Raw genomic sequence first — 25,738 nt, 5'->3', positions numbered from 1 at the left:
AATATTGTGCAAGTTTTCCAGAGTTGAATGTTCATGTCCTACCAAATGTGGTTTGCCTATATGCTGGCCTGTTGGGTGATTAGTGTTTCACCCGGTGCAGGAGCAATTGCCTCGATGTCGAGTGGGCTGAATTATGGTTTTCGACATGGCTACTGGAATGCACTGGGTCTGCAACTGGCATTACTGGTGCAGATTGCAGTGGTGGCAGCCGGAGTGGGGGTGCTGTTTGCGACCACGCCATGGGCATTTTTGGTGGTAAAATGGTTTGGTGTGGGCTATTTATTATATTTGGCTATTTTACAGTGGAAAGCGCCACTACAATCCATCGAAATTAAACATGAATTGGCACGTAAATCTGCGGGAAAACTGATTTTATATGGTTTTTTGGTGAATATGAGTAATCCCAAAGCCATTGTGTTTTTACTGGCTGTATTGCCACAATTTCTGGATTTATCCAAACCACAATGGATTCAGTATGTGATTATGGCGCTGACCATGATCACGATTGATCTGATTGTGATGGCGGGCTACACGGGGCTTGCTGCAAAAGTTTTACGATTGCTCAAGTCACCAAAACAACAGAAAATTATGAACCGTAGTTTTGCAGTGCTGTTTGCTTGTGCTGCGAGCTTATTAAGCTTGGTACATCAATAACAGTATGGAATACATTTTTAAGTCTATTAATTGATTTTTAAGCATATTTCATCTGGTTTGATCGTATGAAAACAACAATAGGCGAAGCAGCATGTCAACGCCATTATGGATTTTGATCTATGTCTTACACTGCATTTTAACCAAGTGGATTATTTCGTGGGGCGGGGCAGCATATATTAGAGGCTGGAAAACATGGTTTGTGTTTAACACATCTCAATCTGAAGAATGGACGAAAGATCAGGTAATTATGATGGCGTGGTTCTTTTGGATTGCATTCACGATTTTATTTTTGATTGGGCTGTTTAATCCTGAATTTCGCTTTTATAAATTAAAGAATAGTCTGTGATAATTGCGCCAAGAATTCATGTTCAGTCATCACAACAATGCTATGCTGTTTAAAGAGTGCAGCGGTAACACCATCACCCTGAATTTTATGTCCTGAAAATGATCCGTTATAAATCAAATCACTACCACAAGAGGGACTGTGGGCTTTAAGAATTGCATGTGTGGCGTGAAAGTCTTGCGCAACTTTTAAAGCGAGATATGCACCTTGTATAAAAGCTTGAGAAACATCATTGCCTAGAATATCTATAACTAAAGATTTTTGCGCAAGTACATCTAAGCCTGAACCATTTTGAATTTCGGCAGGTGGACGTGGAATCGGTAGTCCACCTGAGATTTCAGGACACAGACTGATATATTGATTTGGAACTAAAGATTCGAGCACTTCTTTGACAAGGCAATCCTTGCCATCGTAACGAACTTTTTGACCGAGCAAACAGGCACTCACAAAGTAGCGTTTAGTCCCCATGTCCTAGCTCAGCTTTTTAAATTTTTGAAAGATAAACATCATTGCAAATAACACTGCCATGGTCAGCACAATGGTCAGCCCAGTTGAAGTATTAAGGCCTGCGCTCGACCAGAGGCCTACTGTCACACCAATCTGTGCAATCACGAATGCCCAGATCACCATTTGGCGTGGAGAGTTTGCCAAAAGGCGAGCAGTCAGAGCAGGAATAACCAACAATGCACCCATCAATAGGGAACCGACTGCACGTAAAGCCAGTACGGTAAACAGTGCCAATAGCAACATAAAGATCAGGCGTTGCCATTTGGCATTTACCCCTTCACTGACCGCCATATCCGGATCAATCGCGATCTGAATCTGGGCTTGCCAGCTTTTATATAAAACACCTAAGGCCAGAATGATCACAATGGCAAACGTGGGCAAGTCCGTCCAGGAAATGGTCAGTAGATCACCGAATAAATAGCTGAGCAGTTCAGGTCTTAAACTTGGTAAATGTTGAATAAACAATAAACCCGAGCAAAGTAAGGTCGCTGAACACAGTGCAAGCAGGGCATCATTGGGGAGGCGGGGATCATGTAGCACCCACAGAATGGCAACCAGCAATAATGCCAAGAAGGTCACGCCCATCCACAGCGGTAGACTTAAGGCGCCTGCAATCGCAACACCTAGTAAAGTACCATGTGCCATAGTATCAGCAAAAAACGACATACGACGCCACAGCATCAAGCAGCCTAGCGGTGCCGTCAGAAACACCAGTAGCGTGCCCATAATCCATGCAGGTAAAAGGAGTTGTAACCAATCCATCATGGTTTAAGCTTCCGGCTCGGGGTGAATATGAGGGCGCGTATCATGCTGACACGGCGTAGCAGAATCGCCATGCGCACAATGATCATGATGATGTTGATAGAACACCCGATTGGTGCCAAAAATCGCTTGATATTCCGGATGTTGCTGTACGCTTTCTGGCAGGCCACTGCAACAGATATGTTTGTTTAAGCACACCACACGAGTCGTCCCTTGCATCACCCATTGCAGGTCATGTGACACCATTAATACGGCACAGCCATATTTTCCCGGCAAGTTACGCACATATTCATACAGTTCAGCTTCGGATTGAATGTCCAGACCTTGCATCGGTTCATCCAGTACCAGAATATCCGGCTGGCGTAATAAGGCCCGTGCCAAGAGCACCCGCTGCCGCTCACCGCCTGAAAGTTGCTGAACTTTGGAATCTTGCAGTTTACTAATGCCAGTATCGCGAATAATTTCAGTTTTGATTTTGGATGGACATTTTTCCAGCGCCAGTAAATCTTTGACCCGCAGCGGCAAGCTATGCGATGGATTGAATTTTTGCGGCACATAAGAGAATTTCAGTTTACGTGCAGTTTTGATCTCACCGGATTGCGGTTTTAAAATGCCAAGCATGACTTTAATTAAAGTCGACTTGCCTGCACCATTCGGGCCAATCAGCGTCACAATCTCTTTTTCTTGCAATGAAAAATCAATGGCTTTTAAAATATCACGCTCATCAATCTTGACCCAGATCTGGGAGAGCTGAATCAGGGGGGAGGCACTTAAGCTTTGTTGCGACACTGCTGACAGATTCCTGAAATTTCAATAATGCTGTGATGTGCGCTAAAGTCATCCGAGCTTGCAAGTGCATCAAGTTGGTCAAGCAGACCTTGCGCTGATGCTTCTGTCACCGCTTTACATTCAGTACAGATTAAAAAAGCCGCCTGATGTCCTTCACGTGGATGGCAACAAGGAATATAGGCATTGATCGAGGTCAGGCGGTGAATCAGCCCTTTACCCAATAAAAAATCCAAGGTTCGGTATACCGTAGGTGGCGCTGCAGGACGATCACTGGCATTTTTCATTTGTGCCAGTAAATCATAAGCCCCCATCGGGCCAGTCGCATTTAAAATGAGTTCCAGCACTTCTTTACGCAAAGGGGTAAGGCGTGCGCCTGTTGCTGCACAAAGACTTTCCGCTTCAGCAAGACGTTGTGCGACATTGGGATGGTCGTGCACGCCGTGCAATGCGTTGTGGTGTTCGTGCGAACAAGAACCCATAGTTCACCTCAAGTGCGAAACTGAAAATTAATAGATTTCAAATCTTAACATGAAGCGTTCAGAGTTTCGATTGGGCATAGGTATTTTTGTATTTTTGTTATATTATAACACTTACTAATTTTCTCGTTTTTAAGTGATTTCTACTCATGTTCCGTCTCCTTGCAATGGGTCTTTTGGCTTTGTTCAGCACACTCAGTTGGTCACAAAGTCTGGTGGTCTCGACTCAGCCGATCTATCTGATTGCCAAGAAAATTACCCAGGGCGTGGAACAGCCGACTTTATTACTGGCCAATCAGAGCGGACATGATGTCAGTCTGACCCCGGCACATCGTAAAATCATTCAGGATGCCGGTCTGGTGATCTGGTTGGGTCAGGCGCATGAAGCACCGCTGGCCAAAGTGCTGAATGACAGTCATAAAGGTATCGCTATTTTGGAATCCGGTATTTTGACCACATTGCCGATGCGTAACCCGCGTGGTGAGGCCTTAAAAAATACGGTAGATACGCATGTCTGGCTCGATCCAAACAATGCCGTAAGGATTGGCTTCTTTATTGCGGCGCTGCGTTCGCAACAATTGCCGGAGAACCGTGAACTGTACTGGAAAAATGCACGCGACTTTGCGCAAAGCATGTTTGCGACGGCCCAGCGTTATAGTTCCAGCACTAAAGCCAAAGCTTACTGGTCGTATCATGATGCCTATCAATATCTGGAACGTCCCTTGAATCTGAAGTTCATGGGCGCACTGACCGATGATCCACATGTCTCGCCAACTGTGGCACAAATCAAGTTCTTACAGGATCATCGCCCACAGCCTAAAATGTGCCTTCTGGCCGAAGGTCATGCCAGTGAAAATCAGTACCGAAAACTGAAACCGGTGGTGTTTCAGCATGTCGATGAAAGCATGAGCGGGGCAGGGGACTTTGTGCAAGCCTGGCAGCAATTAGCAGCAGAAACCCAGAAGTGCGTATTAAATGCACGCTAATGATTTAAAAAATAGACAGATTTTGATTAGTTTAACAGCATTGCCCCGATTTAAAAAAACACGACTAAGGTCGGGAAAAGATTGCATGTTCAGGGGTGTAACTCTATAATGCCTGCGATTAAAAATAATCACCTGTTAAACTTGTCAAGCATGATTGCTGTGAGTGAATAAATAATGAGCCGAACTAGTCGCTTGATTGACCGACGATTAGCGAAAGCTTTGGTCCTCCTGCAAGCCTGTATGATCCCTGTTTCAGCCTTGATCGGCTGGGTCGTGAAAGACTCAACCGCAGCCTTGAGTGCAGCATTAGGTGCGCTCGTTTGTTGGCTCGCGACTTGTTATTTTTCGTGGCAATCGTTTCGAGCAGCAGGAGCCCGCGCGTCTAAACAAGTTCTTTCGAACATGTATAAAGGCTTAATGGGAAAGTTTGCAATTGTGATTGTTGGTTTCATTTTAATTTTAAGCAATGTCGAACCGTTGTCAGCGGTGGCGTTGTTTTGTGGTTTTATACTTGTTCAAGCCATGTCGTGGGTCGCTCCGTTTTGGGCGTCACGTCTACAAAAATGAGTATAGACACAACAAGAAATTGAAAAGTTTTTCAGGAGCAGGCGAGATATCAAGCAGCACGCGATATTCGTTTGTTCTATTAGTTTTTTGACATTGACCAGGTGTGATTTATGGCTGCTGAAGAACATGCCCTTACTTCGACCGAGTATATCAAGCATCACTTGACCAACATGACCTATGGCAAAATGCCAGATGGTACATGGAAATTGGCCGAGAGCGGTGCTGAAGCTCAACAGATGGGGTTCACTGCTATTCACTTGGATTCAATGGGTTGGTCTATCGGACTGGGTCTGATTTTCTGTTTGTTATTCTGGTTGGTTGCGAAAGCGGCTAATGCTGGTGTTCCTACCAAGTTCCAGTCTGCAATTGAAATGATTATCGAGTTTGTAGATTCAAGTGTACGTGATACCTTCCACGGGAAGTCTCGATTAATTGCACCCTTAGCTTTAACCATTTTCGTGTGGATTTTCCTCATGAACTTGATGGATTTGATCCCTGTTGACTTTATTCCTTATGTAGCTCAACACGCGATTGCTTCTATGCTGGGTGTAGACCCTCATCAGGTTTACTTTAAAATTGTTCCGACTACAGATCCAAACGTTACCCTCGGTATGTCTATTTCTGTATTCTTCTTGATCATTTTCTATAGTATTCGTGAGAAAGGTGTTGGCGGCTTCGTTGGTGAGTTAGCACTTAACCCATTTAACCCAAGTAACCCAGTTGCTAAAGTGCTTTTGATTCCATTCAACTTATTGTTGGAATTGACCACTTTCTTGGCGCGACCAGTTTCATTGGCTCTACGACTGTTCGGTAACATGTATGCGGGTGAGTTAATCTTCATTCTTATCGCGTTATTACCGTTCTGGATCCAGTGGGCGTTGTCTGTGCCTTGGGCGATTTTCCACATTTTGATTATTACGCTACAAGCATTCATTTTCATGATGTTGACTATCGTGTACATGAGTATGGCAAGCGAAAAGCATTAATGGTATTGCCTAACTGTCAACGGATGGTTGGGCACACAATTTTTTAACTTAATTTGGTATAAAACCTAACCTCTGAGGAATTATCATGGAACTCACTTTAGGTCTAGTTGCAATTGCATCTGCTATCTTGATCGCTTTCGGTGCTTTAGGTACTGCGATTGGTTTTGGTCTTCTAGGCGGCCGTTTCCTTGAAGCTGTTGCTCGTCAACCAGAATTGGCTCCGCAACTTCAAACTCGTATGTTCTTAATCGCAGGTCTTCTTGATGCTGTGCCTATGATCGGTGTTGGTATTGGCTTGTTCTTCATCTTCGCTAATCCATTTGTAGGTTAATCAGCTTAATTCCGAAATTCACTATTTGAGGAATTTGCAATGAATATCAACCTCACATTGTTTGGCCAAGCGATTGCGTTTGCGATTTTTGTCGCGTTCTGCATGAAGTTTGTATGGCCACCACTAATCAATGCGATTAGTGAACGTCAGCGTCGTATCGCTGATGGCTTAAATGCTGCTGAAAAAGCGAAAGCTGACCTTGCAGATGCGCAAGCACAAGTGAAAGCTGAACTGGACACGGCAAAAGCACAAGCGGCTCAATTGATCGAACAAGCGAACCGTCGTGCAGCACAGTTGGTAGAAGAAGCGCGTACTCAAGCATCTGCTGAAGGTGAGCGTATTCGTCAACAAGCGAAAGAAGCTGTTGATACCGAAATCAATTCTGCTCGCGAAGAATTGCGTCAACAAGTGGCTGCTCTTGCAGTGACTGGTGCTGAGAAAATTCTTAGCCAGCAAGTTGATGCAGAAGCTCACAATGCCATGCTGACTCAGCTGGCTGCTAAACTTTAAGAGAGGCAGATTATGGCTGAACTCTTGACGTTAGCACGCCCTTATGCAAAAGCAGCATTTGCTTACGCTTCTGAGCAGGGTGCAACTGACTCTTGGTCAACTGCACTTGAATTGCTCAGTGCTGCGGTGCAAGACGAAGCATTTTCAGCTTATCTAAATCGCCCGGAGCTTACACCTGCTGAGCAGGTGTCTCTTTTTGCCAAAGTTTTAGGTGAAGACCAAACTGCAGCAGTGTCTAACTTCCTGACATTGCTTGCTGAAAACAACCGTTTGACGCTTCTTCCTGAAATTGCTGCAGAATATGAACAGCTCAAATCACAGAATAATAATACTGTGGATGTTGTGATTGAATCAGCATTCCCATTAACTTCTGTTCAGGAACAATTACTGACGCATGCATTAGAGAAGAAATTCGAAGCTGCAGTAAGTGTTTCTGTAGAAGTGAAACCAGAGCTTATTGCTGGTGTAGTTATTCGTGCAGGCGACCAAGTGATAGATGATTCTGCGCTTAACAAGCTTGAGAAAATGCGTACTCGTCTTCTTGCTTAAGAAATAAGAAGACTGAACTTTAAAAAGATTGAGGTATAGCGCAATGCAACAACTGAATCCATCCGAGATCAGTGCGCTCATTAAACAGCGTATCGGCGATCTGGACACCAGCGCAACCGCTAAGAACGAAGGGACCATTGTTATGGTTTCCGACGGTATTGTGCGTATTCACGGCCTTGCTGATGCAATGTACGGTGAAATGATCGAATTCGACGGCGGCCTTTATGGTATGGCACTGAACCTAGAACAGGATTCAGTGGGCGTCGTTGTTTTAGGTAACTACTTAAGCCTTCAAGAAGGTCAAAAAGCGCGTTGCACAGGTCGTGTATTAGAAGTTCCGGTTGGTCCAGAACTTTTAGGCCGTGTAGTCGATGCTTTGGGTAACCCGATTGATGGTAAAGGCCCGATCGATGCTAAATTAACTGATGCTGTTGAAAAAGTAGCACCAGGCGTAATTTGGCGTCAGTCAGTGGATCAACCTGTACAAACTGGTTATAAATCAGTAGATACAATGATCCCTGTAGGCCGTGGTCAGCGTGAGTTGATCATTGGTGACCGTCAAACTGGTAAAACAGCAATGGCGATCGACGCGATCATCGCTCAGAAAAACTCTGGCATTAAATGTGTATACGTAGCAATTGGTCAAAAACAATCGACTATCGCTAACGTAGTACGCAAGCTGGAAGAAACTGGCGCTATGGCGTACACCACTGTTGTCGCAGCAGGTGCATCTGATCCAGCAGCAATGCTGTATTTGGCTCCGTACTCTGGCTGTACAATGGGTGAATACTACCGTGACCGTGGTGAAGATGCGTTAATCATTTATGATGACTTGTCTAAGCAAGCTGTTGCGTATCGTCAAATTTCATTGCTTTTACGCCGTCCACCAGGTCGTGAAGCTTATCCAGGTGACGTGTTCTATCTACACTCGCGTCTACTTGAACGTGCTTCTCGTGTATCTGCTGACTACGTTGAGAAATTCACTAACGGTGAAGTTAAAGGCCAAACTGGTTCATTAACTGCATTGCCGATTATTGAAACTCAAGCGGGTGACGTATCTGCATTCGTACCAACCAACGTAATTTCGATTACTGATGGTCAGATCTTCCTTGAAACATCATTATTCAACGCAGGTATTCGTCCTGCTGTGAACGCGGGTATCTCTGTATCTCGTGTTGGTGGTTCAGCGCAAACCAAGATCATCAAGAAATTGTCTGGTGGTATCCGTACTGCTTTGGCGCAATACCGTGAATTGGCAGCATTTGCTCAGTTCGCTTCTGATCTTGACGAAGCAACTCGTAAGCAACTTGAACATGGTCAACGTGTAACTGAGTTAATGAAGCAAAAACAATATGCTCCATACTCAATTGCTGACCAGGCTGTTTCAATTTATGCATCTAACGAAGGCTACATGGCTGACGTAGACGTTAAGAAAATCGTAGACTTTGATGCTGCGTTAATTTCTTACTTCCGTTCAGAACATGCTGCGTTAATGCAACAAATCGATGCCTCTGGTGATTACAACAAAGACATCGAAGCTGCAATCAAAGCAGGTATTGAAAGCTTTAAAGCGACTCAAACTTACTAATTTAGCAACTTGCTAGATTAGTGTTGGTTTGGTTCACGGAATCAACCTTCGGAAGCTCGCAAGGGCTTTCGAATACTAGGTTAAGCGTATGGCAAATTTAAAAGAAATTCGCGCCAAAGTAGCTAGTATCAAGAGCACGCAAAAGATTACTCGAGCGATGCAAATGGTAGCAGCTTCTAAGATGCGTCGTGCGCAAGAGCGCATGGCTCAAGGCCGTCCGTATGCCGAAAATATGCACCGTGTAATTGCTCATTTGGTCCAAGCGAACCCTGAATACAAACACCGTTATATGGTTGAACGCCCGGTTAAGCGCGTTGGCTATATCATTGTGTCTTCAGATCGCGGCCTTGCTGGTGGTTTGAACATTAACCTGTTCAAGAAAGTGGTAAAACACGTTCAACAGCAACAAGAGCAGTCAATTGAAGTTCAATTTGCTTTAATTGGTCAAAAAGCGGTTTCGTTTTTTAAAAACTACGGCGGTAAAGTGCTTGGGGCGACGACGCAAGTCGGTGATACTCCGAGTCTTGAGCAGTTATCTGGTTCTGTACAGGTGATGTTGGATGCTTATGATAAAGGCGAGTTAGATCGTATTTATCTAGTGTCAAACGGCTTTGTCAATGCCATGACTCAAAATCAAAAGATCGAACAACTTGTTCCTTTGGCTGCTGCTGAAGAAGACAAGACTCTTAACCGTCAATACGGTTGGGATTATATCTACGAGCCTGAAGCTGAAGAGCTTTTAAATGGCTTGTTGGTTCGCTATATCGAGTCTGTGGTGTATCAAGGTGTGATTGAAAACATCGCATGTGAGCAGTCTGCACGTATGGTCGCTATGAAAGCAGCGACAGACAACGCAGGTGAGATCATTAAGAGCCTGCAACTTATTTATAACAAGCTGCGTCAAGCCGCGATTACTCAGGAAATTTCTGAGATCGTTGGTGGTGCCGCTGCCGTTTAACATTATTTTGAATTGAGGAGACAGCAATGAATAGCGGTCGTATCATTCAGATCATCGGCGCGGTTATCGACGTCGAGTTTGAACGCAACAGCGTTCCTAAGATCTATGACGCTCTCCAAGTAGATGGTACTGAAACTACTTTAGAAGTTCAGCAACAGCTTGGTGATGGCGTAGTTCGTACTATTGCAATGGGTTCTACTGAAGGCCTTAAGCGTGGTTTGAACGTAGTTAACACTGGTGCGCCGATTTCTGTACCTGTAGGTACAGCGACTCTAGGCCGTATCATGGACGTGCTTGGTCGCCCGATCGACGAAGCTGGTCCTGTTGCGACTGAAGCGCGTTTACCAATTCACCGCTCTGCACCTTCTTATGCAGAACAAGCAGCTTCTACTGACCTTTTAGAAACTGGTATTAAAGTCATCGACTTGCTATGCCCGTTCGCTAAAGGTGGTAAAGTTGGTCTGTTCGGTGGTGCCGGTGTTGGTAAAACTGTAAACATGATGGAATTGATCAACAACATCGCGAAAGCTCACTCAGGTTTATCTGTGTTTGCTGGTGTTGGTGAGCGTACTCGTGAAGGTAATGACTTCTATCACGAAATGAAAGATTCTAACGTTCTAGACAAAGTAGCAATGGTCTACGGTCAGATGAACGAGCCACCGGGTAACCGTTTACGCGTAGCGTTGACTGGTTTGACCATGGCTGAATATTTCCGTGACGAGAAAGACGAAAACGGTAAAGGCCGTGACGTACTATTGTTCGTAGATAACATCTATCGTTATACACTAGCGGGTACTGAAGTATCAGCACTTCTAGGTCGTATGCCATCTGCAGTAGGTTACCAGCCTACACTTGCAGAAGAGATGGGTGTTCTTCAAGAACGTATTACATCGACTAAGTCTGGTTCTATTACGTCAATCCAAGCGGTATACGTACCTGCCGATGACTTGACAGATCCATCGCCTGCTACAACGTTTGCTCACTTGGACGCAACTGTTGTATTGAGCCGTGACATCGCATCTTCTGGTATTTACCCAGCGATCGATCCACTAGACTCAACTTCACGCCAGTTAGATCCGTTAGTTGTTGGTCAAGAGCATTATGAAATTGCACGTTCTGTACAGAACGTATTGCAACGTTATAAAGAGCTTAAAGACATCATCGCGATTCTTGGTATGGACGAGCTTGCTGAAGAAGATAAACTGGTTGTTTACCGTGCGCGTAAAATCCAGCGTTTCTTCTCTCAACCGTTCCACGTAGCTGAAGTATTTACTGGTGCTCCTGGTAAATTAGTATCTCTTAAAGAAACGATTCGTGGCTTTAAAGGTCTTCTAGCTGGTGAATACGATCACATCCCAGAACAAGCGTTCTACATGGTTGGTGGTATTGACGAAGTGATTGCTAAAGCTGAGAAACTTTAATTAGTTCCCTAATTTAGGAGATTCTCATGGCGACTATGCAATGTGACGTTGTAAGTGTTCAAGAGTCTTTGTACTCAGGCACTGTAACTATGCTAATTGCTAAAGGTGCTGGCGGTGAGTTAGGTATTATGCCTGGTCACGCTCCGCTGGTAACTTTGCTCCAACCTGGCGCGATCCGCGTTATTTTGGAAAACGGTACAGAAGAATTAATCTATGTATCTGGTGGTGTTCTAGAAGTTCAACCGCATGTTGTTACGGTTCTTGCAGATACTGCAGTCCGTGCAGAAAACTTAGATGAAGCTGCAATTATTGAAGCGCGTAAACACGCTGAACAATTGCTAGCAAATCAAAAGGGCGATTTGGACGCTGCTGCTGCTTTGGCTGCTCTTGCAGAAACTGCTGCTCAGCTGGAAACGATCCGCAAAATCAAAAACCGCGCAATGTAATTGCAGGTTTAAGATTGAAGAAACCACCCGAAAGGGTGGTTTTTTTATATACTTAATTTTTTAATACCTAAAAAATAATGAAATTAAATACCTTAAATCCTATTTTTCAGGATTCAGAATTTAAAAATACAATAGCTCATAAGAAAGTACTCTGTATAAAATGTAAGACTCTTATCAAACATGAAGTATTAGTTGATATATCTGATTCTGATTTTAATCATAGTCCTATTGATTTCTACTTCAATTATAGAATTTTAAAATGTATTAATTGCGGTACTATTAGTTATCAAACCAAAACTTTATATTCTGAAGATGTTTATCAAATAGGATATGAGTTGAATGGTGATCCTATTTACGATGAGGCTGCAACTTATAGTGTTTTTCCAATGAGAGATGAGGAAACTGCTTTTTCAATCGAATTTGAAAAAATTTTACCTATAGAAATTTATAATATATATGAGGAAGTAATTGTTGCATTAAATAATAAAATGCCTTTATTGACTGGTTTAGGTCTAAGAACTCTTTTAGAACAGATCATTAAGTACTTTGGTAATTCTAACGATTTGGGTCTGATTTTAAATCAGTTTGAGCAAGATGGATTTATTTCGACCAAACAACGAGCTTTACTTGATGATATTAGATATTTAGGAAATGATGCAGCACACCGTGCGGATACTAAATCTAGAAAAGAATTAATTTTGCATTTAAAGGTTTTAGAAAATTTAATTCAGCAACTTTTTGTATACTACAATCTAGATCAAGCAGAAATAAAGCAAACTAAAAGTATAAAGTTGAAACCCTCACCTAAATATGCCATTCCAGTAGTAAGAGAAACTACTCAAAAAAGAAAGCCCAAGAAAAAGTTATAAAGCTCCTGCATGTATTGTGCTTTGTACCGCTCGATATAACTTTTACCCTTTCTCAGTAATGTTTTGAACCAATCTGTAAGCAGGCACACGCCATAAAAGAATCAATGATAAGTTAAATAATTCGAACAGATACTTGCTTGTTATAACTTCATTTGACTGGGTTCAGAACAGGCGAAACTTATAATTGAAAAAGGGAAAATCATGGCTTATCAATCTATTAATCCATTTACCAATCAAAAATTGAAAGACTACCCCTCCCATAGCGATCAAGATATTCAAAATGCCCTCGATACCGCAGAAAAAATCCTGAAATCGGAATGGGCTCAAAAGGCCGATACCCGTATTGAGGTACTGCGCAAGCTGGCTAGCAGTATGCGTGAGCGAAAGTCGGAACTGGCCAAGCTCATGACGCTGGATATGGGTAAACTGATCAAGCAGAGTGAAGGTGAAATCGAAACCTGCGCCAAAATTGCTGAATACTATGCTGATCATGCCAAAGAATTTTTAGCGCCTGTGTCCTACGAAACGGAACTGGGAGAATCCTGGGTTGAGCATCATCCATTGGGCATTGTTATGGCAGTTGAACCGTGGAATTTTCCGTTTTATCAATTAATGCGGGTTTTTGCACCGAACTGTGCCATCGGTAATCCGGTTCTGGCAAAACATGCCGGAATTGTACCGCAATGTGCCGAAGCTTTTGAACAACTGATCTTGGATGCAGGCGCACCCAAAGGTGTCTGGACCAACCTGTTTATTAGCAGTGATCAGGTTGCTGAGGTGATTGCAGATAAACGTGTACGTGGTGTGGCACTCACAGGTTCAGAAGGTGCGGGCAGTGCTGTCGCTGAGCAGGCCGGAAAACATCTTAAAAAATCAACGCTGGAACTGGGCGGTAATGATGTCTTTATTGTGCTGGATGATGCTGATCTGGAAAAGGCCATCAAGATAGGCTGCCAAGCTCGGGTGAACAATACCGGTCAAGTCTGTACAGCAGCCAAGCGCTTTATCCTACATGAAAAAATTGCCGAACAATTCAAGGCTGGCATGATCAAGGTATTTGAAGGGTTAAAAATTGGCGATCCGCTTGATCCTGAAACCACATTGGGTCCACTGTCTTCCGCTGACGCTTTGGAAAAGCTGACTGAACAGGTCGATAAGGCGGTAGAACATGGTGCGAAAGTGGTCACTGGTGGTAAGCCGTATGAGCATGCAGGCAATTTCTATCAGCCGACGATTTTGGAAAATATCAGCCGAGATAATCCGGCCTGGTATGAAGAATTCTTTGGTCCGGTTGCCCAGATTTATGTGGCCAAGGATGAGGATGAGATTGTTTCGATTGCCAATGATTCCAATTATGGTCTGGGTGGCGTGATTCATTCACAAGATATCGAGCGGGCGAAAAAGCTGGCTTCACGTGTCGAAACGGGCATGATCTGGATTAACTGGTTTACCGATACCACGCCGGAATTACCATTTGGCGGGATGAAGAACTCCGGTTATGGCCATGAACTGTCGATTGATGGTTTCAAAGAATTTGTGCAAAAGAAACTGGTCGTGGTCAAAAGCCCGAAGAAATAAGAGATTGATTGAACAAAGAAGCCACTATTCAGTGGCTTCTTTGTTCTGGATATTCTTCGCGTTGACCACCGTCATAACTGGCAAAACGCGGTTGTTCTCGTGGAAATGATGGTTCAGTGTTTGGCCAAGGCCAAGTACCAAACTGGGTGTCACGATAACGGCGAAAAGCAGCATCCAGTTCCTGCTGAGTATTTAACACAAAGGGCCCACGCATTGCCACAGGCGCACCAATCGGTTCACCTTCTAGCCATAAAATATGTGATTCCAGTAAACCACCTTTGAGATGAATATCCTGATCTGGTTTGAGTTCTATCAGATGCTTGACCTGTATTTTCTGTCCTTCCAGCTCCAGACTTTTGCCTTGGTAGAAATAACAAAAACGCGTCGCGCTCGCAGTACTTGCCGGAATAATCAGCTCTGCCTCAGGCGCAAGTGTGATCAGGTAAATATTGACCCTGTTTTCAGCAGGTGCTGCCCAAGAATGGGGTGGACGATCCAGTGCTTCGGTATCTTTAAACTGCCCTGAAATGACCCGAATATCCGCTTTAGGTCCGGCTGCATTGGCTGAAAATACATGCGGAATCTGTTCACGCCACAACATTTTATAATCGGCCGGCTGCTTTTTCTGTTCCGGTGAGGAATTCAGCCAGATTTGAAACAGCTCCAGAGGATTATCCTGATCTTGATGAACTAAGGGAAACATTTCGCAGTGCTGTACCCCATTGCCGGTGGTCAGCCATTGCACATCACCTGCGGCATAACGTCCCGAGTTTCCGAGCGAGTCAAAATGGTCGACATAACCGCGCTCGACAATGGTAATGGTTTCAAAACCGGTATGCGGATGCTCCGGAAAGCCGGGAATTTGCTCGCCATAATACATGTCATATTCATGCTGATACGGCGGTGTAACTGGCCCTAATTGGGCATTGCCTTGTGGATAATGATCCTGATGGTGAACAGTAAAAATAAAGGGATCTTTCAGGTCAAGTCGGGATTCGACCGGAACAACAGAATACAGCACTGAATTCGACATGATTGAACTCCTGATTATTTTATTAGATATAAGCTTTTAATTTAAATTAGTTTTTATAATAAATCACAGTGTAAAGCAGATAAGGCGATTGAGGAAGATGCTTTCCGATCTATCGCCTTAGATGAAGGTTTAGGTATTTTCCTGTTCAGTCGTACTGTCTGATTTTTGCTCTGGATTCTGGATCAGCAGCCCCGCCAGTTTGATCATTTCAGCTTGCACATTGACCATCTGCGATTCAATTTTTTTCAGGTCGATCTGGCTTAAATCCATGTCACCATTCAACAGCGGTGAGGCCAAGACTTGCTGATTGGCACTCATGATATTGCTGCGGATCTGGTCAATTTCCTGACTTTTTAAGTTCAGGTTGCCGAGTACCTGATTAAAGCTGTTGAGTTGCTGTTGTAACTGGGTTGCGGTGGACTGCAGTTGCTGAGTATCCTTGGCTTCTACTGCACTTTGTAGCTCAGTCTGAGTCTGCTTCAACTGTTCCACATAACTGCCTGCTTTCAGCTGTAAGTCAGCCACATCACGAACCATATAAAACATATTGCCCGATCTAAGCTCAGTTGGTGCGGTAGCGCCAGTTTGCGGCTGGCTGGCAGTGTCAAGATCGGAACTACGAGTTTCCGCTTGCTCAGTGGGTGCTTCAACTGCCTGTTCACATCCCATCAGTAAAATCCCTGAGCTAAATAATGCAAAAGGAAGAACGGCATTGGCAAGAATCTTGGACATGGAATCAGGGTCTCGGTGCAGGTGGAAATATTTCATGATTTAATATAGGGACAAACTATGGAGATAAAAAAGATTGTTGCAAAGTTATAACAAATTTACTGAAGCGCAGACCGTCTTCGATTAAAAATGCTTAAAAAATAAAGATAAAACTCACGTTTTCAACTCAATAAATTGTTTGGGCTGTAATGATGTTAAGAAACGGAGAATTCTGGATATGCATGCTTACATTCTCCCTATTCACTTGATCCAGTACGGGTTTCTCATACGCGTAGAATGCATTTGATATAGAAAATACGCTTGCTTTTACTCAATGGTTTATTGCTTCAAGTGTATTGTTAATCTAACCGAGGATCATTGCAGATTAGGCCTGTTAGATTGATGAACAGGCGACGAACTATAGCCAAAAATAAAAGTTGAGGGCGAATTATAGATAGGATTTATATGAATTATTATGTATTTAGCTCGCTGTGTTTAAATTACAAAGTAAGTATCTATTGGGTAAATACATACTTACTTTGCGATGAGCAATTATTTGGCCAGTTCGGCATTTACCGCATCCACAATTCGCGGATCATCTGCAGTAATGTCAGGCGCAAAACGTGCAACCACTTCGCCATTTTTATTGATCAGAAATTTCTCAAAGTTCCATAACACTTCAGGCGGTTGGTTTGGAGTCAGGCCATAATCGACCAGATCTTTCCACCACGGGCCTTCACCGATCCGCTCTGGTACAGCTTGAGTCAGCGTGGTATAGAGCGGATGCTTGTCTTCGCCCGCCACAGAAATTTTAGCAAAGAGCGGGAAGTCGACCTGATAATTGACAGAGCAGAATTCCTGAATCTCTGCTTCGCTACCCGGTTCCTGCTCCAGAAAGTTATTGGCAGGGAAGCCCAGAATTTCCAGACCTTGCATTTTTTTGTCTTTATACAGCTTTTGCAAACCTTCATATTGCGGAGTCAGACCACATTTCGATGCCACGTTCACCACAAGCAATACCTTGCCCTGATACTGGTTTAAGGTGGTTTCCGGGCCTTGAATGGTTTTGACTGGAATGTCATATACAGAGCGAGTCATTAGATTTCCTGTTTATTCAGACTGAATCGATCTTTGTTTTAACGGGTATTTAGATTCAATACAAGTAACAGCTGCTGAGGCAGGAGGCTTAAATCGGTAAATTGCCTGAATATCATGTGAAAAATCTATTATGCTAGGGTGCGCAAATAGCAATCGCTAAATAACAAGACAAGCGACACATGGATGAGGGTATGACACAGCAGCACAAAGCAGTCTGGTGGGCAATGGTATTGCCATTGGCTGCAGTTTTTATTTGGTCCTTAAACATGACGGTGACACGTTATGTGGCGGATTATATTTCTCCCATCAGTATCAGTTTTTACCGCTGGGTACTGGCACTGCTAATTTTAAGCCCATTTCTGTTGCCCAAGGTCAAAGCAGCCTGGCCAGAGATTCGCCCACATCTTGGACACTTTGCAGTTTTGAGTGCCTTGGGGATGGTGCTGTATCAAGGATTGGCCTATAGCTCTGCACACTTTACCACTGCGACCAATATGGGGCTGATCAATGCCTTTATTCCTATTTTTACCATTATTGTGGGTATTTTCGTCTTAAAAATTCGCCCGACACAGGCTGCGGTACTGGGGAGTCTGCTGTCTTTTATTGGGCTGATGTATGTCATGGCCCAAGGGCAGGGGTTGCATTTCTTGACGGTGGGCGACAGTTATATCGGTGATTTGCTGATGCTGATCGCAGTATTTTTCTATGCCTGCTATGGCGTCTTGCTGAAAAAATGGCAGATTCAGATTCCATTGTTGCTGAGTCTGTATATCCAGATTTTTATGGCCTGTCTCTATCATATTCCGTTGGTACTTTACTTCGGTCTGGACAGTATCAATAGCCATAATGCAGCCAGTATTGTTTATGCCGGAATTTTTCCTTCTATTTTAGCTCCGTTCTTTTGGATGATGGCGGTACAGCAACTCGGTCCAAATCGTAGCAGTATTTTTATGAATCTGATGCCGGTTTTTACCGCGATAGTCGCCTATCTCTGGTTAGGTGAAGCCTGGACCATGTATCACAGTATTGGAGGTGGTATCATTTTACTGGGAATTATATGGGCACAATATCCGGGAAGAGCAAAGTGATAAGCTAAGGAACAGTTTATCAAGATATTAATTGTTTGAATATTAAGCAAGCAATCAAGGTTTTTTAATTGAAATAGCCTGTTAAATCCCAATTTTTAAATGTGAAAATAAATATAAAAATCTTAATTTATTTTAAAACTGGAATAGAAAGAGCAAGATAGTTTGAATTTTGGTTAAAAGTTGCCTAGTATTAATAGAAAATATGTATTAATTGAGTTTTTTATTGTACTTGTCGTTGCACTAATTTTCTCTCATAATGCATCCATCGAGAATGATTAAACATATTTTTCCTTGTTTTATCAAACTCCCAGAGATTTCTGAACCCTCTGGATGTGATTTATGCACATCCTTTTTTATGCTCAACCATCCCTATATGGTTGAGCTTTTTTTTGTCTTAAAACTTTAGTCGAGCTTGAATATCTGAGTCGACTGAGAACCAACTTAGTCGCGAATAATCGCCCCACTGACGGCGTCAATAATCCGGCTCGGTTGCTGGCTTAACCCTAAGTCACCATTCAGATAATTCAGATTCTGATCAAAGTAGCGAATCGCATCTTGCAGTGAACGTGCCGGTTCCAATCCTGAAGGATTGGCACTGGTAGACACAATAAAACCGCCAAAGGCCTGACACAGTGCCATACAGAGTGGATGGTTGGTAACGCGAACCGCCACTTTGGGATGATCGCCCTTAATCCAGGCCGGAATCTCCTGATGCGCGGGAAGCAGCCAGGTAATGGCGCGTTCAGCGGGTCTGTCATTGCTCCAGGATTCAATCACTTGTTCACGCATTTCTGTAGTTAAATCTTGCAGCAGATGTTCCACCTGTGAAATATGCGCTGCCAATAGAATCACCCCTTTTTCAATCGGGCGCTGTTTCAATTTTAAAATCTGATGAAATGCCTGTTCATTATAAGGGTCGCAACCCAAGCCCCAAACAGCCTCTGTAGGATATGCCAAGACTTGTCCGTCTTTAAGACATGCTGCTGCTTCAGCAACAGAGGTAGTAATCATGTGAATACCTTATACAAAACAACAAAGCCCTATTGTGAACTTTATTTCAGTGGACGACAACGCTGATACATGCCCGCTTGTTGAGTACTCAAGCCGAGCAGCTCAAGTTCCATCAATTGACTGGTCAAGGAAGATACTTCCTGTTGTAAATGAAAACTGAGCTGATCCAGACTCTGTCCGACCCAATCGAGTTGATTATAAAGATGAATTAAATGGGGCGGGATAGTGCGCTCTTGCTCAGGATAAGTATCTTTTTTGAAGTGATTTGCATTCGCTTGCCACTGTGTTGCTAGGGCTAAATCCTCAATCACTTGCTGTGGATGGTCAATTAAAATTGCACCTTCACGAATCAGTTGATGACAACCTTGATGATGTTCACTGTAAATATGCCCCGGAATTGCAAATATGTTCTTGCCTTGTTCCGCTGCCCATTGTGCCGTAAGCAATGAACCACTTTTTAACGCGGCTTCTGCCACAATCACCCCAAGACTTAAGCCGCTGACAATTCGGTTGCGCCGTGGAAAATGCTGCTGCAAGGGTGGGGTAAAAGGTAAAAACTCAGTAATAACTGTACCACCGTGGTTAATCATTTGCTGACGTAGTGCTTGATGTACAGCAGGATAGGTCTGTTCGATCCCTGTACCCATCACTGCAATCGTTCGTCGATGTTGTAGCGCAGCCCGATGTGCTGCTTCATCAATCCCTTGTGCCAAGCCACTATTAATATAAAAACCTTGCTCACTCAGATAAAAGGCAAAGTCATAGGCGACTTGCTGTCCGTGCGGACTTGGCTTGCGACTACCAACAATTGCAATTTGTGGCTGGAGTAACTGATCTGCATGTCCCTGCCCGAACAGAATTGGCGGCTTATGCTCATAATGACTCAGTTGTTGTGGATATTCAGCATCTGTATGCAAAAGCACAAAATCACTGTGCAACTGAATCTGTTCTAGACTGTGCTGAAAATGGGTTTGAGATTCGCTGCTTTGAAAGTCTTTCAGGCGTTGAATATGATTTTTATGAAGGCCGAGCTTTTGCCAGGTCTCGATTTGAGAACAATGGACTGCATCCGCAAGATCTGCATAATGCCGACTGATTTTATAAAAGCTGGTGAGGGAATGTTGCACCAAATACCACAGCGTGATGGCATTGATTTGTGATGTCGACAATCTGTTCAACATAGTGAGACCTATTTTTGCGTCTTCTTATTATTGGTATGAATGAAAATAATTGAGATGATGCTGATCTATCAACATCATCCCACTTTGCAACCTTAGTCTTCTAACAAAGGAGGCCGAATGCCGGCACCCACTTTAATTGGAAGCTCGCTATCCAGCACATAGGCATAGCTCAATTGATCGAAGGCTTTAAAGACCATGACCTGACCAATACGCTCACCTGGCAATTGCACCCGTTCTTTAGTCTTCGGATCAGTCACCACTTCACCTTTCTGGTTTACGCTAAAGACATGACCTGTCTGAACGCCATGTGCCGTACCACGGTCAAGGGTGACGACACTATGACGTGCTGCAGTACCAATCGACCCCAATACACGCACAATCTGACCACCAGGCACAATACTTTCTGCATTGGTTGGGTAGAACAGCGTCGGTAACATCGGGTCGTATTCAGCGAGTACGCGGTCACCGCGACGCACCTCCGCGTTATAACTGTCAGTCAGCTCCAGTGTGGTTACCTCACCTTCACTACGTACCGCAATACCAGATGCCACCTGTTGCAGCTCGAGTGCAGCAGTATATTTCTTGCCATTGGCATCGGTAAATACATAAGGCTCAGCTTCACGATAAACGGCATAGCGTTGACCAACGACCAGACCGTTACCACGTACATAGACTTTCTGGCCTTTGCCCGCCAGTACGCGCTGATCTGCAGTTCCAAGAATGTATGGGGTGCCTTGAACTGAATCAGGCGCCATCAGGGTATAGCGCTCTAGCCACTGTTTGATATGTTCTAGTGGAATCACTGGAATGGTATTGTTTAAAGATTCAACCCGAATCTGAGGTTGCAGAGAGGTGCTGCCCAGATAGCGGCTGATAATACCGTCACAACCATCACCTTCATCTTTGCCAATAATCGGACGGCCCTGGTAATCACACATCAACAGGCGATCGCCCGGGAAAATCCAATGTGGATTTTTCACATGCTTGTTGCTGGCCCAGATTTCAGGCCAACGTACCGGATTTTTCAGGAAGCGTTTCGAGATATCCCAAAGCGTATCGCCTTTTTTCACCACATAAACGTTCGGTGCATTGGCTTTTAATGCCGGTGGATTGACGTTGCGTGCAGGTGCTGCCTCGGCAGAATGAATGGTCCCCATACTGACACCGACACAAACGGCAAGTGCCAGCATCTGATTTTTAAACCCCAAGGCACTAAAAAATGGCATGCCCTTCAAAACCTTTTTCATTATCATAATTCCTAAAATTATGTGCGTAGTTGCGTTATAATAACGATCTTACACACATTTTTTTGATGAAGCATTCCCTTCATTTGGTTTTTTGATCAATGGCATAATTGAGGACGCAGTATGGCCTTATTACCTATTTTAAGTTTCCCGGATCCCCGTCTTCGTACCATTGCACAACCTGTCGAAGAAGTGACTGATGAAATTCGTCAGCTCGCTGCAGATATGTTTGAAACCATGTATGAAGCACCAGGTATCGGACTCGCCGCGACTCAGGTGGATCGTCATATTCAGCTGATTGTTATGGATCTGTCTGAAGATAAAGATCAACCGATGGTTTTTATTAACCCCAAAATTACACCATTGACTGAAGAAACGCAGCCCTACGAAGAAGGCTGTCTATCAGTTCCTCAAATATACGATAAAGTTGACCGTCCGTCACGTGTAAAAATCGAGGCAATTAATCTGCAAGGTCAAGCATTTGAGCTTGATGCTGACGGACTTCTCGCTGTGTGTATCCAACATGAAATGGATCACTTAAATGGTAAATTATTTGTTGATTATTTATCACCATTAAAACGTCAACGGGCACGTGAAAAAGTGGAAAAACTGGTCCGCCAGCGTAATAAAGACAAGGTCGCAGTCAAGCGCTAAGTCCATTATTTCCGTTAAATTTAATCTCAAACAAAGCCCAATTTCAATTGGGCTTTGTTATACTGGGCATCAGCATATTTTAGGGTTGATCTGTGTTGTTACGAGGTGGGCTGCTACTGGCATGTGCAGCTGTGTTTCTACAGATTGCTGTATTTCTACAGCCGTTGTTACCGAAGCAATATCAGGTTGCGCCGGTCTGTGAAACCATCACGCGTGCACTTTTTGTAGCAACAGACCCGCATGCGCAGCATAGTATAAGCGAACATACCCATTTCAAAGCTCAATCCGACCATGCTGAGCATGACCATCATGATGCCAATCACCAATGCCAGTACTGTACCGTCTATGCCAATCTGATCTTGCCGCCTAACCTGGAGATCCAGCAGGTACTTGACCGGATTCATGTACGTTTGATTGCTTATCAGAAAACCTTTAAGCATGTCTGGTTTGTCCTTCAGCAGCTCTTCTTAATTCCTCAGGGACGGGCACCACCACTGCCTGCATAAATCTGCATTTTTCCGCTTGGGTTGTTATTGACTCAAGCCATGCTTTATTTATGTATTCAGTGAGATAAAAAAATGGCTCAGCCTAAATTCTTTTTACAGCCACTTGCGGCTGCGATCTGTGTTGCCTGTTATTCACAAGTCAGCATGGCAAATGAAAGCCTTCCTGTGCACACTATGGCGCCGATTGTGGTGACCTCTGCTGCGGGTAATGATGCCAATGGCCTGATTGTGCGTGCTGATCCGAAACAGCCAATTCAGCCGATTCCTGCCAGCGATGGTGCCGATTATTTACAAAGCATTGTCGGTTTTAGTGCGGTGAATAGCGGTGCCGGTACCAATGGTGATGTAACCTTCCGTGGCATGTTTGGTTCAAGAATTAAAATCCTGACCGATGGCACCGAAAATCTCGGAGCCTGTCCAAGCCGTATGGATTCACCGACCTCTTATATTTCTCCAGAAAGCTATGACCAGATTTCAGTGATTAAAGGGCCACAAACGGTTCAATATGCCAATACTGGATCTGCCGCAACCGTAATTTTTGAACGTAGTCCGGAACAGTTTGATCAAGATCAAAACTATCGCGGTCAGGCCAGTGTCTTGATGGGATCTTTCGGACGTCTTGATCATAATGTGGAAGTTGCAGCAGGCGATGAACAGAAATATGTCCGACTCAATACCAATCGTTCGGTATCGAATAGCTATCAAGATGGTGATGGAACCACTGTGCCTTCAGATTGGGAGCGCTGGAATGCAGATCTGGCTTTGGGATGGACTCCAGATGCAGATACCTGGGTAGAACTAGCGGGTGGTAAGGCGGATGGTGAAGCTGTTTATGCTGGTCGTGATATGGATGGATCACAGTTTGCCCGTGAAAGCTTAGGTCTACGTGTAGAAAAGAAAAATGTGACAGATGTAATCAAAAAAATTGAAGCACAGGTCAACTACAATTTTAATGACCACGTGATGGATAATTTTAGTTTACGTGATGTTGCTGAACCCGATAAAGCAATGACGGTTACACGCCGTACTTTAAATGGGCGCTTAGCGGTAACAAATGAATGGGAAAACATCCAGCTTATTACAGGGGTAGATTCACAACTTAATAAGCATGCCGGAGGTATGTATCATTCGACTATGCCAATGATGAACTCACCTGTTACGACAGACATGGAGTTTCAGTCGATTGGTGGTTTTGGTGAGTTGAGCTATGACTTGGGTGGAGATAATAAGTTAGTCAGTGGTCTGCGTATCGATCAGGTTAGCATTGATGCTGTTAAACGTGGCCTTGAGCGTACAGAAACCTTACCGAGTGCTTTTATTCGTTTTGAAAATACCCATCCTGATCATGATGACGGCAAAACGTATATCGGATTAGGTTATGTAGAACGTGTACCTGATTATTGGGAATTATTCAAAACAGACCTCAACGGGCAAGCATCATCGACCTTTAAGGACTTAAAAAATGAAAAAACTTTACAGCTTGATCTCGGCTATCAACATCATCATGGTGCATTGAACTCTTGGGTGTCTGCATATACAGGTCTAATTCAGGATTATATTTTAATTAATTATGATGCTGACAAAAAAACAGGACATGGGATCAATGCAGCTGATTCTAAAAATATTGATGCTGTCATTGCCGGTGCAGAAGCAGGAATTGGCTATCAGTTTACCGATGCCATTCAAGCCGATGTGAGCGCCATGTATGCGTGGGGTGAAAACACCACCAACAATATGCCGTTGCCACAAATTGCACCTTTAGAAGGGCGCGTTAATCTTCGTTATATCCAAGATCGTTATACTTTAGGTGCTTACTGGCGCATTGTTGATGGTCAAAATCGCATTAGTGAACGTGAAGGCAATATTGTTGGCTATGACAACAAGAAAAGTACAGGTTTCGGTACGTTGTCTTTAAACGGTACCTATAACTTGTCCGAGGGTGTCGATCTATCAGTTGGCATCGATAATGTATTGGACCGTACATATACCGAACACTTAAATAAAATGGGGGCATCTGGTACAGGCTTATCAACTGATGAACAATTTAATAATATTGGACGTAATTACTGGGCGCGTGTCAGTATGAAGTTCTAATCTGATTAGATTAAGTACAAAAAGCAGGGCAGAAGTCCTGCTTTTTGTTTTTGTAATTTAATAAAATTTATAAAAATCATATATTTAAGCATTTTAGCCATTTCCAAATAAAATAATGAACATTTTTATGAAAATATTTTTTATATATAAAACAGTTATTTATAATTCTTGTGGTTTATAAAATAGACACACGTTTCAAATGTTTTAAAAAAGGTGTTGCAAGCCCTCTGAAATGCTGTAGAATGCACATCCATCGGCGGTGATGAAGATTAAAACTTCTGATAAAACAGTAACTTAGCACGAGATGTTAAGATTGGGTTTTGTTGGATAAGTTTAAATTAATTTGAATTACGGATTGACACTTTAGAAATTCAGTGTAATATAGCCGACCTAGCTTGCTGGTGACGAATCAGCAAGAAGATCATTAAGAGATTATGAAGAACAACTTGTGTGGATTTTTACTGGTTGATCAATCGAAATTATTTTCATTGATTGATGGTAGAAATTACTCGAAGTTTATTTGAGAAATATTTGTCAGAAAATTGATGAGCCAAGATTGGTGTCCTTTAGGCACTACTGATTTTAAACTGAAGAGTTTGATCATGGCTCAGATTGAACGCTGGCGGCAGGCTTAACACATGCAAGTCGAGCGGGGAAGAGTAGCTTGCTACTTTACCTAGCGGCGGACGGGTGAGTAATGCTTAGGAATCTGCCTATTAGTGGGGGACAACATCTCGAAAGGGATGCTAATACCGCATACGTCCTACGGGAGAAAGCAGGGGATCTTCGGACCTTGCGCTA

At 43.5% G+C, this 25,738-nt stretch carries 28 protein-coding genes and 1 rRNA gene; 19 read left to right on the top strand and 10 right to left on the bottom strand.

Annotation, left to right across the window (positions count from 1 at the left end):
- The first annotated feature begins 33 nt into the window (after positions 1 to 33).
- Positions 34 to 654, top strand: a complete 621-nt coding sequence (locus tag FTV30_RS07500; RefSeq protein WP_180000265.1) for a LysE family transporter — start codon at positions 34 to 36, stop codon at positions 652 to 654.
- Between the two features lie 91 nt (positions 655 to 745).
- The gene (locus FTV30_RS07495) at positions 746 to 1,000 is read left to right on the top strand and encodes a hypothetical protein (RefSeq protein WP_180000267.1); all 255 of its coding nucleotides are present in this window, start codon (positions 746 to 748) and stop codon (positions 998 to 1,000) included.
- Here the strand turns inward: FTV30_RS07495 and FTV30_RS07490 are convergent.
- The 4 genes from FTV30_RS07490 to FTV30_RS07475 are packed head-to-tail and all read right to left on the bottom strand — an operon-like array spanning position 983 to position 3,534.
- Positions 983 to 1,465 carry a DUF523 domain-containing protein gene (locus FTV30_RS07490; RefSeq protein ID WP_180001339.1) on the bottom strand — a complete coding sequence of 161 codons (483 nt, stop codon included), beginning with the start codon at positions 1,463 to 1,465 and terminating at the stop codon, positions 983 to 985. The genes FTV30_RS07495 and FTV30_RS07490 overlap by 18 nt on opposite strands.
- Before the next feature lie 3 nt (positions 1,466 to 1,468).
- Positions 1,469 to 2,269 (bottom strand): zinc ABC transporter permease subunit ZnuB, encoded by an 801-nt coding sequence (znuB, locus tag FTV30_RS07485; RefSeq protein ID WP_100329705.1) that lies wholly within the window; start codon positions 2,267 to 2,269, stop codon positions 1,469 to 1,471.
- A gap of 3 nt (positions 2,270 to 2,272) precedes the next feature.
- Complete coding sequence (gene znuC / locus FTV30_RS07480) at positions 2,273 to 3,055, bottom strand: zinc ABC transporter ATP-binding protein ZnuC (RefSeq protein WP_100329706.1); 783 nt, start codon at positions 3,053 to 3,055, stop codon at positions 2,273 to 2,275.
- A complete protein-coding gene (locus tag FTV30_RS07475) occupies positions 3,037 to 3,534 on the bottom strand; it encodes a transcriptional repressor (protein ID WP_005173814.1) in 498 nt (165 codons plus the stop codon). The genes znuC and FTV30_RS07475 overlap by 19 nt, the downstream gene beginning before the upstream one ends.
- Before the next feature lie 146 nt (positions 3,535 to 3,680).
- Here FTV30_RS07475 and FTV30_RS07470 point away from each other — a divergent pair, with 146 nt between their 5' ends.
- The 12 genes from FTV30_RS07470 (at position 3,681) to FTV30_RS07415 (ending at position 14,320) form a co-directional block, all read left to right on the top strand.
- Positions 3,681 to 4,517: a metal ABC transporter solute-binding protein, Zn/Mn family gene (locus FTV30_RS07470; RefSeq protein WP_100329707.1), complete on the top strand. Its 837-nt coding sequence runs from the start codon at positions 3,681 to 3,683 to the stop codon at positions 4,515 to 4,517.
- Between the two features lie 174 nt (positions 4,518 to 4,691).
- A complete protein-coding gene (locus FTV30_RS07465) occupies positions 4,692 to 5,084 on the top strand; it encodes an ATP synthase subunit I (RefSeq protein WP_005173819.1) in 393 nt (130 codons plus the stop codon).
- A gap of 110 nt (positions 5,085 to 5,194) precedes the next feature.
- Entirely contained in the window at positions 5,195 to 6,070 is an 876-nt protein-coding gene (gene atpB, locus FTV30_RS07460) for a F0F1 ATP synthase subunit A (protein WP_005094552.1), read from the top strand.
- 85 nt (positions 6,071 to 6,155) lie between these two features.
- The gene (atpE, locus tag FTV30_RS07455) at positions 6,156 to 6,401 is read left to right on the top strand and encodes a F0F1 ATP synthase subunit C (RefSeq protein ID WP_000424060.1); all 246 of its coding nucleotides are present in this window, start codon (positions 6,156 to 6,158) and stop codon (positions 6,399 to 6,401) included.
- Between the two features lie 39 nt (positions 6,402 to 6,440).
- Positions 6,441 to 6,911, top strand: coding sequence for a F0F1 ATP synthase subunit B (locus tag FTV30_RS07450; RefSeq protein ID WP_005173825.1), 471 nt, complete (start codon positions 6,441 to 6,443; stop codon positions 6,909 to 6,911).
- 12 nt (positions 6,912 to 6,923) lie between these two features.
- Positions 6,924 to 7,460: a F0F1 ATP synthase subunit delta gene (locus tag FTV30_RS07445; protein WP_005173826.1), complete on the top strand. Its 537-nt coding sequence runs from the start codon at positions 6,924 to 6,926 to the stop codon at positions 7,458 to 7,460.
- A 43-nt stretch (positions 7,461 to 7,503) separates the two neighbouring features.
- Complete coding sequence (gene atpA, locus FTV30_RS07440; RefSeq protein ID WP_074383695.1) at positions 7,504 to 9,048, top strand: F0F1 ATP synthase subunit alpha; 1,545 nt, start codon at positions 7,504 to 7,506, stop codon at positions 9,046 to 9,048.
- A gap of 88 nt (positions 9,049 to 9,136) precedes the next feature.
- Positions 9,137 to 10,006 (top strand): F0F1 ATP synthase subunit gamma, encoded by an 870-nt coding sequence (atpG, locus tag FTV30_RS07435; RefSeq protein WP_004280996.1) that lies wholly within the window; start codon positions 9,137 to 9,139, stop codon positions 10,004 to 10,006.
- A gap of 26 nt (positions 10,007 to 10,032) precedes the next feature.
- Positions 10,033 to 11,427: a F0F1 ATP synthase subunit beta gene (gene atpD / locus FTV30_RS07430; protein WP_004280997.1), complete on the top strand. Its 1,395-nt coding sequence runs from the start codon at positions 10,033 to 10,035 to the stop codon at positions 11,425 to 11,427.
- 26 nt (positions 11,428 to 11,453) lie between these two features.
- Positions 11,454 to 11,873, top strand: coding sequence for a F0F1 ATP synthase subunit epsilon (locus tag FTV30_RS07425; RefSeq protein WP_004814254.1), 420 nt, complete (start codon positions 11,454 to 11,456; stop codon positions 11,871 to 11,873).
- A 77-nt stretch (positions 11,874 to 11,950) separates the two neighbouring features.
- Complete coding sequence (locus tag FTV30_RS07420) at positions 11,951 to 12,742, top strand: DUF4145 domain-containing protein (protein ID WP_180001338.1); 792 nt, start codon at positions 11,951 to 11,953, stop codon at positions 12,740 to 12,742.
- 201 nt (positions 12,743 to 12,943) lie between these two features.
- The gene (locus FTV30_RS07415) at positions 12,944 to 14,320 is read left to right on the top strand and encodes an NAD-dependent succinate-semialdehyde dehydrogenase (RefSeq protein ID WP_180001337.1); all 1,377 of its coding nucleotides are present in this window, start codon (positions 12,944 to 12,946) and stop codon (positions 14,318 to 14,320) included.
- A 28-nt stretch (positions 14,321 to 14,348) separates the two neighbouring features.
- Here FTV30_RS07415 and FTV30_RS07410 read toward each other — a convergent pair whose 3' ends face one another.
- From FTV30_RS07410 to FTV30_RS07400, 3 genes are all read right to left on the bottom strand, one after another.
- Positions 14,349 to 15,353, bottom strand: coding sequence for a pirin family protein (locus FTV30_RS07410; RefSeq protein WP_180001336.1), 1,005 nt, complete (start codon positions 15,351 to 15,353; stop codon positions 14,349 to 14,351).
- 129 nt (positions 15,354 to 15,482) lie between these two features.
- The gene (locus FTV30_RS07405; protein WP_005173841.1) at positions 15,483 to 16,085 is read right to left on the bottom strand and encodes a hypothetical protein; all 603 of its coding nucleotides are present in this window, start codon (positions 16,083 to 16,085) and stop codon (positions 15,483 to 15,485) included.
- A gap of 528 nt (positions 16,086 to 16,613) precedes the next feature.
- Positions 16,614 to 17,159 (bottom strand): glutathione peroxidase, encoded by a 546-nt coding sequence (locus tag FTV30_RS07400; RefSeq protein WP_005173845.1) that lies wholly within the window; start codon positions 17,157 to 17,159, stop codon positions 16,614 to 16,616.
- A 191-nt stretch (positions 17,160 to 17,350) separates the two neighbouring features.
- On the opposite strand from FTV30_RS07400, the gene FTV30_RS07395 reads away from it, so the two are divergent.
- A complete protein-coding gene (locus FTV30_RS07395; RefSeq protein ID WP_005173847.1) occupies positions 17,351 to 18,247 on the top strand; it encodes a DMT family transporter in 897 nt (298 codons plus the stop codon).
- A 441-nt stretch (positions 18,248 to 18,688) separates the two neighbouring features.
- Here the strand turns inward: FTV30_RS07395 and FTV30_RS07390 are convergent, their stop codons facing one another.
- The 3 genes from FTV30_RS07390 to FTV30_RS07380 all read right to left on the bottom strand — a co-directional run bounded on the left by FTV30_RS07390 (position 18,689) and on the right by FTV30_RS07380 (position 21,686).
- Positions 18,689 to 19,258 carry an L-threonylcarbamoyladenylate synthase gene (locus tag FTV30_RS07390; RefSeq protein WP_159516705.1) on the bottom strand — a complete coding sequence of 190 codons (570 nt, stop codon included), beginning with the start codon at positions 19,256 to 19,258 and terminating at the stop codon, positions 18,689 to 18,691.
- Positions 19,259 to 19,299: 41 nt separating this feature from the next.
- Positions 19,300 to 20,439 (bottom strand): DNA-processing protein DprA, encoded by a 1,140-nt coding sequence (dprA, locus tag FTV30_RS07385; RefSeq protein WP_100329712.1) that lies wholly within the window; start codon positions 20,437 to 20,439, stop codon positions 19,300 to 19,302.
- 92 nt (positions 20,440 to 20,531) lie between these two features.
- Positions 20,532 to 21,686, bottom strand: coding sequence for a LysM peptidoglycan-binding domain-containing protein (locus tag FTV30_RS07380; RefSeq protein WP_180001335.1), 1,155 nt, complete (start codon positions 21,684 to 21,686; stop codon positions 20,532 to 20,534).
- Between the two features lie 120 nt (positions 21,687 to 21,806).
- Between FTV30_RS07380 and def the strand changes: the two genes are divergently transcribed.
- The 4 genes from def to FTV30_RS07360 form a co-directional block, all read left to right on the top strand.
- On the top strand, positions 21,807 to 22,337 hold the full coding sequence (def, locus tag FTV30_RS07375) for a peptide deformylase (RefSeq protein WP_044112406.1): 531 nt from the start codon (positions 21,807 to 21,809) through the stop codon (positions 22,335 to 22,337).
- Between the two features lie 92 nt (positions 22,338 to 22,429).
- Positions 22,430 to 22,843, top strand: a complete 414-nt coding sequence (locus FTV30_RS07370; protein WP_180001334.1) for a DUF2946 family protein — start codon at positions 22,430 to 22,432, stop codon at positions 22,841 to 22,843.
- A 72-nt stretch (positions 22,844 to 22,915) separates the two neighbouring features.
- Positions 22,916 to 24,937, top strand: a complete 2,022-nt coding sequence (locus tag FTV30_RS07365; RefSeq protein ID WP_180001333.1) for a TonB-dependent copper receptor — start codon at positions 22,916 to 22,918, stop codon at positions 24,935 to 24,937.
- A 584-nt stretch (positions 24,938 to 25,521) separates the two neighbouring features.
- Positions 25,522 to 25,738 (top strand): 16S ribosomal RNA (locus tag FTV30_RS07360); the annotation flags it as partial.

The sequence above is a fragment of the Acinetobacter sp. YH12255 genome (assembly GCF_013417355.1).
In the GTDB taxonomy this organism is placed as follows: Bacteria; Pseudomonadota; Gammaproteobacteria; order Pseudomonadales; family Moraxellaceae; genus Acinetobacter; species Acinetobacter pseudolwoffii.
The sequence above is the reverse complement of the archived record's forward strand: the minus strand, read 5'-3'. Positions and strand labels throughout refer to the sequence as shown.